Origin of the sequence: Actinomadura mexicana, from assembly GCF_900188105.1 — a bacterium.
Lineage (GTDB): Bacteria > Actinomycetota > Actinomycetes > Streptosporangiales > Streptosporangiaceae > Spirillospora > Spirillospora mexicana.
The window spans coordinates 65,389-81,539 of record NZ_FZNP01000013.1 but is presented as its reverse complement, the minus strand read 5'-3'; the positions used below and the strand labels follow the sequence as shown (position 1 = coordinate 81,539).

General features: G+C 73.5%; 17 protein-coding genes. 16 read left to right on the top strand and 1 reads right to left on the bottom strand.

Features of this window, described 5'->3' with window-relative positions:
• Positions 1–8 precede the first annotated feature (8 nt).
• Positions 9–1,232, top strand: a complete 1,224-nt coding sequence (locus CHC11_RS29245) for a lipase family protein (protein ID WP_089315070.1) — start codon at positions 9–11, stop codon at positions 1,230–1,232.
• Between the two features lie 46 nt (positions 1,233–1,278).
• Complete coding sequence (locus tag CHC11_RS29240; RefSeq protein WP_143227361.1) at positions 1,279–1,797, top strand: hypothetical protein; 519 nt, start codon at positions 1,279–1,281, stop codon at positions 1,795–1,797.
• 7 nt (positions 1,798–1,804) lie between these two features.
• Here CHC11_RS29240 and CHC11_RS29235 read toward each other — a convergent pair whose 3' ends face one another.
• Positions 1,805–2,158 carry a hypothetical protein gene (locus tag CHC11_RS29235; protein ID WP_089315068.1) on the bottom strand — a complete coding sequence of 118 codons (354 nt, stop codon included), beginning with the start codon at positions 2,156–2,158 and terminating at the stop codon, positions 1,805–1,807.
• Positions 2,159–2,256: 98 nt separating this feature from the next.
• On the opposite strand from CHC11_RS29235, the gene CHC11_RS29230 reads away from it, so the two are divergent.
• From CHC11_RS29230 to CHC11_RS29170, 14 genes are all read left to right on the top strand, one after another.
• Positions 2,257–3,039 carry an MlaE family ABC transporter permease gene (locus CHC11_RS29230; RefSeq protein WP_089315067.1) on the top strand — a complete coding sequence of 261 codons (783 nt, stop codon included), beginning with the start codon at positions 2,257–2,259 and terminating at the stop codon, positions 3,037–3,039.
• Positions 3,040–3,041: 2 nt separating this feature from the next.
• Positions 3,042–3,911 (top strand): MlaE family ABC transporter permease, encoded by an 870-nt coding sequence (locus tag CHC11_RS42200; protein WP_218826302.1) that lies wholly within the window; start codon positions 3,042–3,044, stop codon positions 3,909–3,911.
• The gene (locus tag CHC11_RS42195) at positions 3,908–5,164 is read left to right on the top strand and encodes an MCE family protein (RefSeq protein WP_218826301.1); all 1,257 of its coding nucleotides are present in this window, start codon (positions 3,908–3,910) and stop codon (positions 5,162–5,164) included. The genes CHC11_RS42200 and CHC11_RS42195 overlap by 4 nt, the downstream gene beginning before the upstream one ends.
• Before the next feature lie 68 nt (positions 5,165–5,232).
• The gene (locus tag CHC11_RS29220) at positions 5,233–6,273 is read left to right on the top strand and encodes an MCE family protein (protein WP_089315066.1); all 1,041 of its coding nucleotides are present in this window, start codon (positions 5,233–5,235) and stop codon (positions 6,271–6,273) included.
• A complete protein-coding gene (locus tag CHC11_RS29215; protein ID WP_089315231.1) occupies positions 6,270–7,313 on the top strand; it encodes an MCE family protein in 1,044 nt (347 codons plus the stop codon). The genes CHC11_RS29220 and CHC11_RS29215 overlap by 4 nt, the downstream gene beginning before the upstream one ends.
• Positions 7,313–8,305 carry an MCE family protein gene (locus CHC11_RS29210; RefSeq protein WP_089315065.1) on the top strand — a complete coding sequence of 331 codons (993 nt, stop codon included), beginning with the start codon at positions 7,313–7,315 and terminating at the stop codon, positions 8,303–8,305. Before CHC11_RS29215 ends, CHC11_RS29210 begins: the two co-directional genes overlap by 1 nt.
• Positions 8,302–9,327: an MCE family protein gene (locus CHC11_RS29205; RefSeq protein ID WP_089315064.1), complete on the top strand. Its 1,026-nt coding sequence runs from the start codon at positions 8,302–8,304 to the stop codon at positions 9,325–9,327. Before CHC11_RS29210 ends, CHC11_RS29205 begins: the two co-directional genes overlap by 4 nt.
• Positions 9,327–10,592, top strand: a complete 1,266-nt coding sequence (locus tag CHC11_RS43565) for an MCE family protein (RefSeq protein WP_089315063.1) — start codon at positions 9,327–9,329, stop codon at positions 10,590–10,592. The genes CHC11_RS29205 and CHC11_RS43565 overlap by 1 nt, the downstream gene beginning before the upstream one ends.
• A complete protein-coding gene (locus CHC11_RS29195) occupies positions 10,589–11,140 on the top strand; it encodes a hypothetical protein (protein ID WP_089315062.1) in 552 nt (183 codons plus the stop codon). The genes CHC11_RS43565 and CHC11_RS29195 overlap by 4 nt, the downstream gene beginning before the upstream one ends.
• Positions 11,137–11,658 carry a hypothetical protein gene (locus CHC11_RS29190; RefSeq protein ID WP_089315061.1) on the top strand — a complete coding sequence of 174 codons (522 nt, stop codon included), beginning with the start codon at positions 11,137–11,139 and terminating at the stop codon, positions 11,656–11,658. The genes CHC11_RS29195 and CHC11_RS29190 overlap by 4 nt, the downstream gene beginning before the upstream one ends.
• Positions 11,659–11,667: 9 nt before the next feature.
• Entirely contained in the window at positions 11,668–12,219 is a 552-nt protein-coding gene (locus CHC11_RS29185; protein WP_218826299.1) for a hypothetical protein, read from the top strand.
• A gap of 1 nt (position 12,220) precedes the next feature.
• Positions 12,221–12,862, top strand: coding sequence for a hypothetical protein (locus tag CHC11_RS29180; protein WP_245919910.1), 642 nt, complete (start codon positions 12,221–12,223; stop codon positions 12,860–12,862).
• Between the two features lie 195 nt (positions 12,863–13,057).
• Positions 13,058–14,278: a helix-turn-helix domain-containing protein gene (locus tag CHC11_RS29175; protein ID WP_089315060.1), complete on the top strand. Its 1,221-nt coding sequence runs from the start codon at positions 13,058–13,060 to the stop codon at positions 14,276–14,278.
• 139 nt (positions 14,279–14,417) lie between these two features.
• The gene (locus CHC11_RS29170; RefSeq protein WP_089315059.1) at positions 14,418–16,133 is read left to right on the top strand and encodes an FAD-dependent oxidoreductase; all 1,716 of its coding nucleotides are present in this window, start codon (positions 14,418–14,420) and stop codon (positions 16,131–16,133) included.
• The last annotated feature ends 18 nt before the right edge of the window (positions 16,134–16,151 follow it).

Genomic DNA, 16,151 nt, shown 5'->3' with positions numbered 1-16,151 from the left:
GAGCAGGGATGCCGAACCACCACCACCGGCGCACGGCGCTCCTCGCCCCGGCCGTCGCGCTGCTGGCCGCGCTCTGCGCCGTCCCCGCGTCCACCGCGCCCGCGTCGGCGGCCCCGGCGACCGCCCCCGGCCCGGCGGGGGACGCCTTCTACACCCCGCCCTCGCCGCTGCCGGCCGGCTCCCCGGGCGACGTCGTCCGGGCGCGCCCGGCGAAGGCGGGCCCGCCGGCCGCGCGCTCGCTCGCCGACGCCTGGCAGGTCATGTACCTGTCGACCGACGCGCTCGGCAGGCCCGTCGCCGTCACCGGGATCGTCCTCGTGCCGAAGAAGGCGGACGCGGCGAAGGCACCGGTCGTCGGGTTCGGCCCCGGCACCAGCGGCCCGGCGTTCCGCTGCGCGCCGTCCAGGTTCATCGACCAGGGCGCCTTCTACGAGCAGGCCGCGCTGAACGAGATGCTCGGGAAGGGCTACGCGGTCGCCGTCACCGACTACCAGGGCTACCACGAGAACCCGGCGACCACCTACGTGGTCGACTCCATGGGCTACTCCGTCATCGACGCGGTCCGCGCGGCGCAGCGGCTCCCCGAGTCGGGCCTGTCGAAGGACGCGCAGGTCGCGTTCCGCGGCTACTCGCAGGGCGGCGCGGCCGCGATGTGGGCGGGGCAGAAGCAGCCGGAGTACGCGCCGGAGCTGAGGCTCGCGGGCGTCGCCGGCGGCGGCGTGCCGTCCGACCTCGCCGCCGTGGGCCTGCCGCTGGAAGGCCGGGACCCGTTCGGCTTCCTCCTCTACTCGATGGTCGGCATGGACCACGCCTATCCCGAGCTGGACCTCGCGTCCTACCTCAACGACGCCGGCCGCGCCATGGTGGACGGCCTGGAGGGCGGCGCCTGCACGCTGGAGCTGCTGCTCGACTACAAGGGCAAGACGATCCCGGACTACTTCACCACCAGCCCGTTCGCGACCGAGGCGTGGCTGAACCGGGTGACGGAGAACCAGCTCGGCGCCGAACCCGTCAAGGTCCCCGTGTTCCAGTACCACTCGGCCTCCGACGAGATCGTCGCGTACGGGCAGGCCAAGCAGCTCCGGGACGACTACTGCAAGCTCGGCGTCCCCGTCACCTGGAAGACGTGGGAGGGCGTCAGCCACATCACGCTCGTCCACCGCGGCAGCGAGGACGCGATGGCGTTCCTCGCGGACCGCTTCGCCGGGAAGCCCGCCACCTCCAACTGCTGAGACCCGACTCGCTGAAGCGTCGCCCACCCCCGAGAAGGAGACAACCATGGTTCGGCGATCCGTCGCCCTTGTGGCGCTGGCCTCGGCGGCCGCACTGTCCGCGGCCGGATGCGGCTCGGAGAAGAAGGACGGCCCCGAGGTCGCCTGGGCGGGCAGGGCCTGCGGCGTCCTCACGCAGAGCGCCCCGATGCAGGCGCCGAAGCTGGACGGCGCGAGCGTGCTGAAGTCCAAGGCGTCGCTCGTCCAGCTCCTCGACGGCATCTCCGACCGGATGCGGACGCTGGAGACCAGGCTGTCCGGGCTGGGCGCGCCGCCCGTCGACAACGGCGAGGCCGTGTTCTCCACCACGATGAACAACCTCACCCGGACGCACTCCACCGTCTCCACCGCGTCCAAGAACCTCAAGCGCGCGAAGGTGAACGACAAGCGATCGCTGCAACGGGCCGTCGACCAGATGGGCAAGGCGTTCGGGCAGTACAACGGCTATCAGGGGCCCGCGCAGGATCTCCGGAAGAACCCGCAGCTGGCCGCGGCGTTCGCCAAGGCGCCGGCATGCAAGGGGTGACGCCGCGTCAGGACCCGGGGGCGCCGGGGGACTTCATGCAGGCCATGAGCGCCTTCTGCGTCCGGCCGTCCTGGGGGTCGGGCCGCCATCCCGTCGTGTCCTTCGGCACCTTGACGCCCCGCTTGCGCATGCAGGCCACGAACGCGTTCACGACCTTCGGCGGCGCGGACGTCGGCACCCCGGCCGGGGCCTTCGCCGAGCCGCCCTTGGCCGAGTCGCCCGCGCCCGGGGCGCCGGAAGGCGGGTCCGAGACCTCGGCCTGCGCCGGGGCCGACGGCTTCGGCTTCTCGCCGTCGCCCCCGCACGCGCTGAGGGCGAGCGCCGGAACGAGCAGCAGAGCCGCCAGATGAAGTCGGTTCACAGGGGTCCCTCCAGCGGGATCGGGCCTCGACGATATCGGGCCAAACCGGGACATCGGGAGAGCGTGAGGCGCCGGGAGCGCGGAGGGGAGGTGCGGGCATGCCGTCACCGGCCACGTATCCGCTGAGCGCGCTGCGCGAGGCGGGCCGCATGTTCGCGCTCGGCGCCACCGTGTTCGGCATGGCGTTCCGGCGGCCCTTCCAGGTCCGCGAGTTCGTCGAGCAGTTCTGGTTCATCGCCAGCGTCACGATCCTGCCGACGGCGCTCGTGTCGATCCCGTTCGGCGCGGTGACGTCGCTGCAGGTCGGCTCCCTCACCCAGCAGTTCGGCGCGCAGTCGTTCACCGGCGCCGCCAGCGTCCTGGTGGTGATCCAGCAGGCCAGCCCGATGATCGTGGCGCTGCTGGTGTCGGGGGTGGCGGGCTCGACGATCTGCGCGGACATCGGCGCCCGGACGATCCGCGAGGAGCTGGACGCGATGGAGGTGCTCGGCGTCTCGCCCGTCCAGCGGCTCGTCGTCCCGCGCGTCCTCGCCTGCGTCGCCGTGGCGTTCCTGCTGAACGGCCTGGTCTCGGTCGTCGGCGTCGCGGGCGGCTACTACTTCAACGTCATGATGCAGGGCGGGACGCCCGGCGCGTACGTCGCGAGCTTCTCCGCCCTCGCCCAGCTCCCCGACCTCTACGTCGGCGAGGCGAAGGCGCTGCTGTTCGGCTTCGTCACCGGGATCGTCGCCGCCTACCGGGGCCTGAACCCGAGGGGCGGCCCGAAGGGCGTCGGCGACGTGGTGAACCAGTCGGTCGTCATCACGTTCCTGCTGCTGTTCCTGCTCAACCTCGTGATCACCGGGATCTACCTCCAGGTCGTCCCGCCGAAGGGAGGCTGAGCATGAACCTCGTCTTTCCGAGGGGGCGACCCCCCGGCAGGGGCCTCGCCGGGCTCAGAGCCGGGCCCGCCGGATGGTTCGCGTGGCTGGACCAGCCCGGCGACCAGGGCGTCTTCTACGTCCGGGCGCTGCTGTGGACGCCGCGCGCCGTCCACCGCTACCGCAGGGAGGTGCAGCGGCTGCTCTCGGAGGTCGCGTTCGGCAGCGGCGGCCTCGGCGTGGTCGGCGGGACGATCGGCGTGATGGTCGCGATGACCCTCGCGACCGGCGTCGTCGTCGGCATGCAGGGCTACTCGGCCCTCCAGCAGATCGGGACCTCGGCGTTCACCGGGTTCGCCTCCGCCTACATCAACACCCGCGAGATCGCCCCGGTGGTGTCGGGCCTGGCGCTCTCGGCGACGGTCGGCGCGGGGTTCACCGCGCAGCTCGGCGCCATGCGCATCAGCGACGAGGTGGACGCCCTGGAGGTCATGGGCATCCCGTCGCTGCCGTACCTGGTGACGACGCGGATCGTCGCGGGCGCCGTCGCGATCCTCCCGCTCTACGCGATCGGGCTGCTGTGCGCCTACCTGGCGTCCCGGGAGGTCACGGTCGTGGTCAACGGGCAGTCGGCGGGCACCTACGACCACTACTTCGGGCTGTTCCTGTCGCCGGTGGACGTCGTCCTGTCGTTCTTCAAGGTGCTGGTCTTCAGCGTCCTGGTGATCCTGTCGCACTGCTACTACGGCTACCGCGCGGCCGGGGGCCCCGCCGGGGTGGGGCGGGCCGTCGGCCGCGCGGTCCGCACGTCCATCGTCCTGATCAGCGTGAGCGACTTCTTCTTCAGCCTCGCGCTCTGGGGCACCAGCACGACGGTGAAGGTGGCCGGGTGAACGCCCGGGGGGTCCTGGGCCGGCGGCTCGCGGGGGTGGCGTTCCTGCTCGTGCCGGTACTGCTGGTCTGGCTGTCGGTCGCCGTCTACGGCAAGAAGTTCACGGACGTCGCCTGGGTGACGCTGCGGACGGCGAGCGCGGGCAGCGAGATGCGCCCGCACGCGGACGTGAAGCTGCGCGGCGTGGTCGTCGGCGAGGTCCGCGAGATCTCCTCGGACGGCGGCGTCGCGACGCTGCGGCTGGCGATCCGGCCGGACAAGGTGAGGCTGCTGCCGCGCAACGTGTCGGCGCAGCTCCTGCCGACGACGCTGTTCGGGGCCCGGTTCGTCGCGCTCGTCCCGCCGGCGCGGCCGTCCCCCGAGCGGCTCACCGCCGGGAGCGTCATCAGCCAGGACCGGTCGGCGAACGCGATCGAGCTCCAGCAGGTGATGGACAACCTGTTTCCGCTGCTCACGGCCGTACGGCCGGCGGAGCTGGCGGCGACGCTCACCGCGGTCTCCCAGGCGCTGGACGGGCGGGGCGCCGACCTCGGCCGGACGATGGTCGAGCTGGACGCCTACCTCAAGAAGGTCAACCCGAGCCTGCCCGCCCTCAACCGCGACATCAGGCTGCTCGTCGAGGTGAGCCGCGACTACACCGAGGCCGCGCCCGACATCCTCCAGGCTCTCAACGACTTCGCCTACACGAGCCGGTCGCTGGTCGAGCAGAGGAACGACCTCGCGCGGCTGTACGCGTCGGTGACGGACGCCTCCTCGGACCTGGCCGACTTCCTGCACGAGAACTCCGGCAACGTCATCCGCCTCTCGGCGGCGAGCCGGCCGACGCTCGAACTGCTGAGCAGGTACGCGCCCGAGTACCCGTGCACGCTGCGGATGCTGACCGACTTCGTCCCGGTGATGGACAAGGTGCTCGGCAAGGGCACCGACCGGCCCGGCCTGCACGTGAACGTCAGGACGCTGCCGTCCAAGGGGCGCTACGTCCCGGGTAAGGACCGTCCGCGCTACACCGACAGGAGCGGCCCGCACTGCTATCCGGTGGGCGGGACCGCCCTCCCGAGATCGGCGCCGCCGAATGCGGCCACGCCGGTCGCGGTGGCGCCGGGCGCGCTCGGCCTGCCGAACTCGCCCGAGGAGAACCGCCTCGTCAACGAGCTGCTCGCACCCGGGCTCCAGGACGTCCCGGAGGCGCTGCCGGACTGGAGCAGCGTCCTCGTCGGGCCCGTCTACCGGGGCACGGAGGTGAGGCTGGGATGAACCGGACCGCTCGTGTGAACCGGACCGCTCGTGTGAACCGGACCGCTCGTGTGAACCGGACCGCTCGTGTGAACCGGAGGAGCCTGGCGAGGCCGCTGGTCAAGTCGCTGGCGTTCGTCGCGGTGACCGTGGTCGCGACCGCGATGCTCGCGCTCAGCATCACCCGGACCGGGGGCGGTGACACCGTCTCCTACCGGGCGCGGTTCTCCGACGCCTCCGGGCTGCGCGAGGGCGACGGCGTCCGGATCGCGGGCGTCGAGATCGGCAGGGTCGGCGGCATCGAGGTCGTGGACCGCCGCGTCGCGCTCGTCTCGTTCTCCGTCGAGCGCGGGCGCCGGCTGCCCGCCTCGTCCACCGCGACGATCAAGTACCTGAACCTGATCGGGCAGCGGTACGTCGAGCTGGGGCGCGGCGCGGGGGAGGGCGGGACGCTGCGGCCCGGCGCCACCATCCCCGTCGAGCGGACGGCGCCCGCGCTGAACCTGACGCAGCTCTTCAACGGGTTCCAGCCGCTGTTCCAGGCGCTGTCCCCGCGGGACGTGAACCAGCTCGCCGGGTCGATCGTGCAGGTGCTGCAGGGCGAGGGCGGGACGGTCGAGGGGCTGCTGTCCACCGTCGGGTCGCTGACGCGCGGCATCGCCGACAAGGACCAGGTCATCGGGCAGGTCGTCGACAACCTCAACGCCGTCCTCGACACGATCAACTCGCGCGGCGACGACCTCGGGAACCTGATCGGGACGCTGCGGCGGCTCGTGTCCGGGCTGGCCGCCGACCGCACCGCGATCGGCGAGGCGATCGGCGCGCTGGACGACCTCGCGAGCACCACCACCGGCCTGCTGCGCGACGGCCGCGAACCGCTCAAGCGCGACATCGCGCAGCTCGGGCGGCTGTCGGAGAACCTGTCGGACGACTCCCCGAAGGTCGAGTCGTTCCTGCGGCTGCTGCCGGTGAAGATGACCGCGATCGGGCGCATCGCCTCCTACGGGTCGTGGATGAACCTCTACCTCTGCGAGGCCGACCTCGGCGGCGCCGCCTACCGGCAGTACCCGGGCGAGGAGCATCCGCCGCCCACCGGTGTCCCGCTCACGGCCGAAAGGTGCGGCGCATGACGAAGAGACGGCCGGTCAAGGGCCGGCGGCCCCGGCTGAGGCCCGTCCGGGAGCGGAACCCGGTCGCGGTCGCGGTCGTGTCGCTCGCGCTGATCACCGCGCTGGGCCTGCTGTCGTTCAACGCCCGGAACCTGCCGGTGATCGGCGGCGGCACCCGCTACACCGCCGAGTTCGGCGAGGCCGCCGGGCTGCGCCCCGGCAACGAGGTCCGCGTCGCGGGGGTGAAGGTCGGCGAGGTCACGGGCGTCCGGCTTGACGGCGCGAAGGTCGCCGTCGCGTTCCGGGTGCGCCGCACCTGGATCGGGGACGCCAGCACCGCCGCCATCGCGATCAAGACGCTGCTCGGCGACAAGTTCCTCGCCGTCGACCCGCTCGGCGCCCGGCCGCAGGATCCGGGCCGCCGCATCCCCCTCGCCCGGACGACCTCCCCCTACGACGTGACGAGGGCGTTCGAGGACCTCGCCGGGACGGTCGGGCGGATCGACTCGGCCGAGCTCGCCGCGAGTCTCGACGCGATCTCCACGACGTTCGCCGGGACGGCGCCGAGCGTCCGCAGGGCACTGGACGGCGTCTCGGCGCTGTCGAAGACGATCTCGTCGCGGGACGCGGAGCTGGCGCGGCTGCTCGCCAACACGCGGCAGGTCACCGGGACGATGGCGGGCCAGAGCGCGAACGTCGAGGCGCTGCTGCGGGACGGGAACCTGCTGCTCGGTGAGATCCGGCACCGCCGCGAGGCGATCCACGCGCTGCTCACGGGCACGCAGGCGCTGTCGCGGCAGCTCGTCGGGCTCGTCGACGACAACCAGCGGCAGCTCGACCCGACGCTCCGCGCCCTCGGCCGCGTCACCGACCTGCTGCGCGAGAACCAGGACGACCTCGACAGGGCGCTGAAGACGGCCGGCCCCTACACGCGGCTGCTGGGCAACACGCTCGGCAACGGGCGCTGGATGGACGGCTACCTGTGCGGGCTCGTCCCGAAGGAGTACGGGGCGAAGGCCCCCGACCAAGGGTGCATGCCGCCCAAGAAGGGGGGTGGCTGATGCTGCGCCGGCTGAGTACCCCGCTGGTCGCCGCCGGGCTCGCCGTCGTGGTCGCCGCCGTCGTCCTGGTCGCCCTGCGCGACCCGGGCGGGACCCGGATCACCGTGTACTTCCCGACCGCGGTCGGCGTCTACAAGGGCTCCGACGTGCGGGTCCTCGGTGTGAAGGTCGGCGCGGTCGACTCCGTCCGGGCCGAGGGGACCCGGGTCCGGACGGTCATGACCGTCGACCGCGGCGTGGACGTCCCGGCCGGGGCGAAGGCCGTGGCGGTCGCGCCGAGCCTGGTGGCCGACCGGTACGTCCAGCTCACGCCCGCCTACACGTCCGGCCCCAGGATGGCGGCCGGGACGGTGATCCCGGCCGACCGGACCGCGACGCCCATGGAGCTCGACAAGGTCTACGACAGCATCCGCAGGCTGGCCGCCGACCTCGGGCCCAAGGGCCTGAACAAGGACGGCGCGCTGTCGCGGCTCCTCGAAACGGGCGCCGAGAACCTCGGCGGCAACGGGCACGACATCCGCACGACCACCGAGCGGATGGCGCAGGCGGCCAGGACCCTGTCCGGCTCGCAGAAGGACCTGTTCGCGACGATCCGCGGCCTCCAGACGTTCACGACGACGTTGAGGACCAACAACGGGCAGGTCAGGGAGGCGGAGCGGCAGCTCGCCGACGTCTCCGGCTTCCTCGCCGACGACCGCGAGGAGCTGGACGCCGCGCTGAAGGCGCTGGCCGAGGCGCTCGCCCGGGTCAAGGCGTTCGTGCACGACAACCGGCGGCAGATCGCCGGGAACGTCGGGAAGCTCGCCGACATCACGCAGCTGCTGGTGAAGCAGCGCCGGTCGCTGGCGGAGGCCCTGGACGTCCAGCCGCTCAACGCCACCAACATCCTGAACGCCTACGACCCGGCGACGCGGTCGCTGATGGGGCGGCAGAACCTCGGCGAGCTGGCCCCGCCGCTGCCGGTGGCCGGGCAGCGGAGGGCGGCGCCATGATCCGGCACGTCGTGTGGACGGCCCTCGCCTGCACCGCCCTCGGCGGGTGCGGCTTCTCCGGCGCGGCGGACCTCCCGCTGCCGGGCGGCGCCGACCTCGGCGACCACCCGTACACGGTGCGGGCGCGGTTCGCGAACGTGCTGAACCTCGTCCCGCAGTCGGCGGTGAAGGTCAACGACGTCGCGGTCGGGCGGGTGGTGAAGGTCGCGCTGCCCCGGGACGGCTGGACGGCGGAGGTCACCATGAAGGTCGACGGCGATGTCCGGCTCCCCGCGAACGCCTACGCCGAGCTGCGCCAGTCGAGCCTGCTGGGGGAGAAGTTCGTGCAGCTCAGCGCCGGACCGCCGGGCGGGGCCCAGGCTGCCGCGGGGCCGGGCGCGCTGGCGGACGGCGCGGTGATCCCGGAGTCCCGGACGAACCGGAACCCCGAGGTCGAGGAGGTCTTCGGCGCGCTGTCGATGCTGCTGAACGGCGGCGGCATCGCGCAGCTCCGGACGATCACCGTCGAGCTGAACCGGGCGCTCGGCGGCAACGAACCGCAGGTCCGGTCGCTGCTGGAGCAGGCCCGCAGGCTCGTCGGCGACCTGGACGCGAACAGGCGGGGCATCACCGACGCCATCGACGGCCTGAACCGGCTGTCGGCCACGCTGCGCGGCCGCCGGGACCAGATCGGCGTCGCCCTCGACGACATCGAACCCGGCCTCGCGGTGCTGGCCGAGCAGCGCGGGGCGCTCGTCCGGATGCTGCGATCGCTGGACGACCTGTCGCGCGCGGCGGTCACGACCGTCCGGCGGAGCCGGGACGACATGATCGCCGACCTGCGCGCCCTCGAACCGACGCTGCGCGAACTCTCCGACGCCGGCCGCGACCTGCCGAACGCGCTGCAGGTGCTGGCGACCTATCCGTTCACCGACGCCGTCCTGCCCGCGGTGAAGGGCGACTACCTGAACGTGTACCTCCAGATCACCGCCCGGCCGGGGACCCAGGTCGTCCCGCCGGTCAAGCCCGCGCAGGGGGACTGATGCCGACCGCGGCCACCAGGGTCAAGAACCTCGTCTTCCTCGTCGTCGGCCTACTGGCGATGGGCCACGTCGGCCTCTCCTACGCCGACCTCGGCGGGTACGTCGGCTACCGCGACTACTACGTCGTGCGGGCCGACCTCGCCGAGGCGGGCGGCCTCGCGGAGAACGCCGACGTCACCTACCGGGGCACCTCGGTCGGACGGGTCGGCACGCTGCACCTGACCGGCGACGGCGTGCTGGCCGACCTGAAGATCGAGAAGTCGGCGCCGCGGGTTCCCGCACGCACGCGGGCCGTCGTCGCGAACCGGTCGGCGATCGGCGAGCAGTACATCGACCTCCGCCCGGCCACGAGCGCGGGGCCGTTCCTGGCGGGCGGCTCGGTGATCCCGCGTTCGTCGACGGCGACTCCGGCCCCGGTGACGGACCTGCTCACCAGCGTGAACGCGCTCGCCTCGTCCGTCCCGACCGACGCGCTGCGGACGGTCGTCGGGGAGCTGGGCCAGGCGTTCGCCGGGCAGGGACCCGACCTCCGGGTCCTCCTGGACAGCACGAGATCGCTCACCCGCGCCGCGAACGAGAACGCCGGGCCGACCACCTCGCTCATCGGCGACGCCGGGACCGTCCTGCGCACCCAGAACCAGGAGGCCGCGTCGCTGAAGGCGTTCGGCCGCGACGCGCGGCTCCTCTCCGAGCAGCTGCGCAGGTCCGACCCGGCCTTCCGGAAGCTGGTGTCGACGGCGCCGGGCGCGGCGGGCGAGTTCCGGGCGCTGGTGCGCGACCTCGACCCGTCCCTCAGCGTCCTGGTCGCGAACCTGCTGACCACGTCCGATCTGCTGGAACCCCGGGCGGACGGTCTGGAGCAGCTCCTGGCGAAGCTGCCCGCGGCGGTCTCCACCGGCATGTCGGTCGCCCAGGACGGCAGGCTCGACTTCGGGATGGTCACGACGTTCTTCGACCCGCCGGACTGCACGAGCGGCTACGGCGGCACGAGGTACCGCAACGGCCTGGACACCTCGCCCGGCCCAGCGCTCAACACGGCCGCCCATTGCGGTGCGCCGCCGTCCAGCGGCGTGAACGTGCGCGGCGCGGGCAATGCTCCGCGACGTCCGGTCCCGGCTCCGGCGCGGGCGGGCTCGGTCCTCTCCGCCGGCTCGCCCGCACTCCCGGGTTCGCCTGCCCTGCCGGGCGCGCTCGCTCTGCCGGGCGTCGCGGACGGACCCGCCGGCATGGGCGGCCTTCTCGGCGTCGAGGGGGCAGGCGGATGACCGCGACCGCCGAGCGGGAGACCCGGGGCCGGCGGGACGGGCTCCTCGCCGGGTGGGGGCTGGTCGGATGGGCGGCGATCGCCGCCGCCGCCGTGTTCCTCGCCTGGTCGGGCTGGACGGTGTTGCGCGACGAGCCGGATGCGCGGAGCGCGCCCGAACGCGCGCGGGACGTCGTGCTGCGGAGCGCCCGGGAGCAGATCGCCGCGCTCAACTCGATGGATCCCGCGCGGGTGGACGCCGGGCTGCGCGCCTGGCGGGACGCCTCCACCGGCGCGCTGCACGACCAGCTCGCCCGGGACGAGCCGCGGAACCGCACCAGGATCGGCCAGTCGCGGACCACCGCCGCGGCGACCGTCACCGGAGCCGCCGTCACGTCGCTCGACGTCCGGGCGGGGAAGGCGAAGGTCATCGCGTCCGTACAGGTGAAGCTGGCTTTGCGGGGCGGCGCGCCCACTCTGCAGCGCAAGCGGTTCGAGACCGGGACGGTCCGCACACCGTCCGGGTGGAAGCTCGAATCGCTCATCGCGATCCCGGTCGGTGCACGATGAGGCGGCCGCTCAGGCTCTACCGGCCGTTCTCCGTCGCGCTCGCGCTCGTCGTGCTCGCGCTGGCCCTGCGTCCCGCCGCCGGGCTGGCACGTGGCAACGGCCTGACGGGCGACGAGACCTCGGGGGACACCGCCGTCCTGGACGACGTCGCCACGACCGAAGTCATCGGGGACGTGTCGACGGCCCTCGTCCACGTGTTCAGCTACGCGCCGGACGACGTCGCCGCCACCGGGCAGGCCGCGGGACGGGAGCTGTCAGGCCGGGCGCTGGAGGAGTACCGGCGGCTTTTCGCGCAGGTCAGGCAGCAGGCCCCGGCCCAGCGCGTCACGCTCGCCACCCGCGTCGTGCGTGCCGGGGTCGTCTCGCTGACCGGCGACACCGCCCGGCTCCTGGTCTTCCTCGACCAGACCGCCACCCGCGCGGGCGGACCGGACGGCACGCCCGCCGCCGCGCAGCTCATGGTGACCGCGCACCGCGACCGCGGCCACTGGACGATCACCGGTCTCACCTCGGCCTGAGGGGCTCGCATGGCAGACGACACCCTGCACCGTACGGACGACGGCCTGCACGGCCCGGACGACACCCTGCAACGGACGGCGACCGCCCTGCTCGTCCTCGCCGCGCTGTTCGCCGCCTGGGCCGGCCGGTCCTGGTACTCGGCCGCGCACGACGACGCCGCCGCCTACTCCCGCGCGCGCGACGACGTCCTGGAGGCGGGGGAGCAGGGCGTCCAGAACCTCAACACCCTCGACTACCGCTCCCTCGGGCCCGGCCTGAAGACCTGGCAGGACTCCAGCACCGGCGACCTGCACCGGCAGATCACGCAGGGCCGTCCGGCCTTCGAGGAGCAGGTCGCCAAGGCCCGGACGATCACCAGGGCCCGCATCCTGGACGCCGCCGTCGCCGAACTGGACGAGCGCTCCGGCAGGGCCCGGCTGCTGGTCGCCGTCGAGATCACCGTCACCCCGCCGGGCGGCGAACCGGCCACCAGGCAGAGCCGCCTGGTCGGCGAACTGACCAGGACGTCCGGCGGCTGGAAGCTCAGCAAGCTGGGCCAGGCACCTGCTGAAGGAGTGTGACATGGCGGAGCTCGGTGACAGGGCGGAGCTCGGTGGCAGGGCGGAGCTCGGTGGCAGGGCGGAGCTCGGTGGCAGGGCGGAGCTTGGCGGAATGGCCGCGCGGACCGTACGGAGCGCCGCGTGGTGGCGGGCCCGCGCGTCCTCGCCCATCGCGCTCGGCCTCGCCGCCGTCCTGCTCGCCGCGCTCGGCGTGTGGGCGCTCCGGCAGGCGGACGGGCTGCGGGACGACCCGTCCGCCCGCAACACCGCCCTCACCGACGGCGCCGCCACCAGCGAGGTCAAGGGCGCCGTCGCCGACATGATCGGCAAGGTGTTCTCCTACGACCACGCCGAACCCGGCCGGACGTCGGAGGCCGCCCGCACGTCCCTCACCGGCGACGCCGTCCGCCAGTACGAGGCGGTCTTCGGGAAGGTCCGCGAGGACGCCCCCAAGGCGAGGACCGTGCTCAGCACCCGCGTCACCGACAGCGCCGTCACCACCCTGACCGGGGACCGCGCCGCCGTCCTCGTCTTCGCCGACCAGCAGACCACCCGCACGAGCGACGGCGAGAGCACCCACGCCCCCGCCATGCTCACCGTCACCGCCGTCCGCCGCGACGGCCACTGGAAGATCACCGCCCTCGACACCTTCACCCCCGGCTGATCCCGCAATTCCCGCTCCCGTGCGGGGGCAAGAAAAGCGAGGGTCGAAATGCCCGCGCCGACCTGGCGCTTTATCAACCGACTCCAGAAATGGGCGAGGAACAGGTTATTCCAGCGACAACCGGACCCCCGGCCCGTCCGGAATGCTGGAGAAGCGCTCCGCACTTCGGCGGGGTTCAGGCAGGGGGAATGGCGCATGGTGCGAACCGGGTTGGACGTCCGCGCGTTCGAGGCGGTGCCCGCGTGGGTGGCGCGGCGGCTGAGGCCGCACGTGGACCGGGCCGCCGACGGGCTGCTGGCCGAGCTGCGCCGCGGCGACCCGCAGATCGGCGAGGAGGAGGCCGGGCGCGCCCGCGCCGGGATCGCCGCCGGGATACGGCACTTCTGCGACCTCGTCGAGGATCCGGGCGCCGGCTGGGAGCGGGTCGCCGCGTTCTACCTGCGGGTCGGGCGGCACCTGGCGCGCGACGGCCGCGACCCCGTGGAGACGCACCAGGCGCTGCGCCGTTCCGCGCTCGTCGCGTGGCGGACGCTCGGCGCCGTCCCCGGCGGCCTCGACCTCGACCGCGCCGCGCTCAGCCTCGTCGTGGACGCCCAGTTCTGCTACATGGACGCGGTCGCGGAGGTGATCGCCGTCGGGTACTCCGCGGAGGTCGCCGAGCGCCGGGACCGCCGCGAGGAGCCGAACCGGCGGCGGCGCGGGGCCAAGCTGCTGCACCTGCTGCTCGCCGAGCCGCCCGCCGCGCCGGCGCGGGTCGCGGCGCTCGCCGCGGACGCGCGCTGGCCGCTGCCCGCGACCGTCGCCGTAGCGACCGCCCGGCGGCGGCGATCGGGCCCGGCGCGCGCGCCGCTCGCGCTGCCGGACGGGCTGCTGGCCGACCTCGCCGCGGCGGAGCCGTGCCTGATCGTCCCCGGCCCGGACGGGAGGGGACCGGGCCTGCTGCCCGCCGCGCTGCTGCGCGACTGGACGGTGGCCCTCGGCCCCGCCGTCCCCGTCGCGCGCGCCGCCGAGTCGCTGCGCTGGGCGCGCGAGACCCTCGCCCTCGCGACCCGCGGCGTCATCCCGGACGGCGGGCTGATCCGCAGCGCAGAGCACGTCCCCGTCCTCGTGGTGTCGCGGGCGGGGGAGCTGATCGACGACGCGGCCGCCGTCCGGCTCGCGCCGCTGCTGGCCGTCCCGCCGCCCCGCCGGGAAAGGCTCGCCGAAACGCTGCTGGCCCTGCTGGAGCACAATTTCAACGCCGCCGACGCGAGCCGCCGGCTGCGCGTCCACCCGCAGACCGTCCGCTACCGCCTGCGCGCTTTGAAGGACCTTTTCGGGGACGAACTGCGCGACCCGCGGCGATGCCTGGAAATGGAGCTGATCCTGCACTCGCGGATGGTCAACGGCGACCGCGGGCAGGCGGCCGCCCGCTGAGCCGCGCTTTGTCACTCCGATGACAAACACGGGTTCTGAATCGCTGCGGTGCGCGCCTGGCGCGCGACGCTTCGAAGGGCCACACTCGGCCCCTTCGTTCCCCCGACGATGGTGGTGTGCGGTGTCCGATGAAAGCGCGATGGCCCAGGAAAGCGCGGTGCCCGGTGACGATGACTTCGACGTCATCGTGGTGGGCTCGGGGTTCGGCGGCAGCGTGTCGGCCCTGCGGCTGGCGGAGAAGGGCTACCGGGTCGCGGTGATCGAGGCCGGGCGCCGCTTCGACGAGGGCACGCTCCCCCGGACGTCCTGGCGGCTGCGCAAGTACGTGTGGGCGCCGCGCCTCGGGATGCGCGGGATCCAGCGCGTCCACCTGGTGGGCGGGAAGGCCGGCGTCCTCGTGCTGGCCGGGGCGGGTGTCGGCGGCGGCTCCCTCGTCTACGCCAACACCCTCTACGTCCCGCCGGAGCCGTTCTTCAAGGACCGCCAGTGGGGCCACATCACCGACTGGCAGGACGAGCTGGCGCCGTTCTACGACCAGGCCCGCCGCATGCTCGGCGTCACCGCGAACCCGCTCGTCACGCCCGCCGACGAGGCGATAAAACGCGTCGCCGACCGGATGGGCGTCGGCCACACCTACCACCCGACGCCGGTCGGCGTGTTCTTCGGCGCGAAGCCCGGAGAGGACACCGCCGACCCCTACTTCGGCGGCGCGGGCCCCCGCCGCACCACCTGCACCGGCTGCGGTTCCTGCATGATCGGCTGCAAGGTCGGCGCCAAGAACATGCTGACCAAGAACTACCTGTACCTGGCGGAGAAGGCGGGCGTGCGGGTCGTCCCCGACACCACCGTCACCGCCCTGGCGCCCCGGGGGTCCGGCGGGTACGAGGTGACCGTCGAGCACACCGGCCCGCTCCGCAGGCGCCGCCGGACGCTGACCGCCGAGCACGTCGTCCTCGCCGCCGGGACGTACGGGACGCAGCGCCTCCTGCACCGCATGCGCGCCGCCGGGCGCCTCCCGCACCTGTCGCCGCGCCTCGGCGAGCTCACCCGCACCAACTCCGAGGCGCTCCTCGGCGTCGAGCGCATGACCGTCTGGCACCGCAGGAAGGACGTCGACCACAGCACGGGCCTCGCCATCACCTCGTCCTTCCACCCTGACGACAAGACCCACATCGAACCCACCCGCTACGGCGCGGGCAACAACGCCATGGGCGTCATCCGGACCCTGCTGGTCGACGGCGGGGGCGCGCCCCGCTGGCTGAAGTTCCTCGGCCAGTCCGCCCGGCACCCGACCGTCATCCTGCGCGGCCTGTCCCTCAGGGACTGGGCCAAGCGGACCGTCATCGCCCTGGTCATGCAGACCGCCGACAACTCCATCACCATCGGCGAGAAGCGCGGCCGCCTCGGCCGCCGCAGGCTGGTCGCGCGCCAGGGCGCCGGGGAGCCCAACCCCACCTGGATCCCCGTCGCGCACAAGGCCGTCCGGATGCTCGCCGAGGAACTCGACGCCACACCCGGCGGGACGTGGTTCGACCTCTTCAACATCCCGACGACCGCTCACTTCATCGGCGGCTGCGTCATCGGCGAGACGCCCGAGACCGGCGTCGTCGACCCCTTCCACCGCGTCCACGGCCACCCCGGCCTGCACATCGTGGACGGCTCGGCGGTCACCGCGAACCTCGGCGTCAACCCGTCCCTCACCATCACGGCCCAGGCCGAGCGCGCCATGGCCTTCTGGCCGAACCGCGGCCAGAAGGACCCCCGTCCCGAACCCGGCCGCCCCTACGAGCGCATCGACCGCGTCCTGCCCGAGAACCCCGCCGTCCCGCCCACGGCCCCCGCCGCGCTCAGGTGACGCCTTGCCATAGTCAAA

Excerpts from the sequence above, each read along its gene's own strand:
- CHC11_RS29185 (WP_218826299.1), top strand. The coding sequence starts at position 11,668 with ATGGCAGACGACACCCTGCACCGTACGGACGACGGCCTGCACGGCCCG.
- CHC11_RS43565 (WP_089315063.1), top strand. The coding sequence starts at position 9,327 with ATGCCGACCGCGGCCACCAGGGTCAAGAACCTCGTCTTCCTCGTCGTC.
- CHC11_RS29215 (WP_089315231.1), top strand. The coding sequence starts at position 6,270 with ATGACGAAGAGACGGCCGGTCAAGGGCCGGCGGCCCCGGCTGAGGCCC.
- CHC11_RS29245 (WP_089315070.1), top strand. The coding sequence starts at position 9 with ATGCCGAACCACCACCACCGGCGCACGGCGCTCCTCGCCCCGGCCGTC.
- CHC11_RS29205 (WP_089315064.1), top strand. The coding sequence starts at position 8,302 with ATGATCCGGCACGTCGTGTGGACGGCCCTCGCCTGCACCGCCCTCGGC.
- CHC11_RS29230 (WP_089315067.1), top strand. The coding sequence starts at position 2,257 with ATGCCGTCACCGGCCACGTATCCGCTGAGCGCGCTGCGCGAGGCGGGC.
- CHC11_RS29210 (WP_089315065.1), top strand. The coding sequence starts at position 7,313 with ATGCTGCGCCGGCTGAGTACCCCGCTGGTCGCCGCCGGGCTCGCCGTC.
- CHC11_RS29240 (WP_143227361.1), top strand. The coding sequence starts at position 1,279 with ATGGTTCGGCGATCCGTCGCCCTTGTGGCGCTGGCCTCGGCGGCCGCA.
- CHC11_RS29180 (WP_245919910.1), top strand. The coding sequence starts at position 12,221 with ATGGCGGAGCTCGGTGACAGGGCGGAGCTCGGTGGCAGGGCGGAGCTC.
- CHC11_RS29170 (WP_089315059.1), top strand. The coding sequence starts at position 14,418 with ATGGCCCAGGAAAGCGCGGTGCCCGGTGACGATGACTTCGACGTCATC.
- CHC11_RS29175 (WP_089315060.1), top strand. The coding sequence starts at position 13,058 with ATGGTGCGAACCGGGTTGGACGTCCGCGCGTTCGAGGCGGTGCCCGCG.
- CHC11_RS29190 (WP_089315061.1), top strand. The coding sequence starts at position 11,137 with ATGAGGCGGCCGCTCAGGCTCTACCGGCCGTTCTCCGTCGCGCTCGCG.
- CHC11_RS29195 (WP_089315062.1), top strand. The coding sequence starts at position 10,589 with ATGACCGCGACCGCCGAGCGGGAGACCCGGGGCCGGCGGGACGGGCTC.
- CHC11_RS42200 (WP_218826302.1), top strand. The coding sequence starts at position 3,042 with ATGAACCTCGTCTTTCCGAGGGGGCGACCCCCCGGCAGGGGCCTCGCC.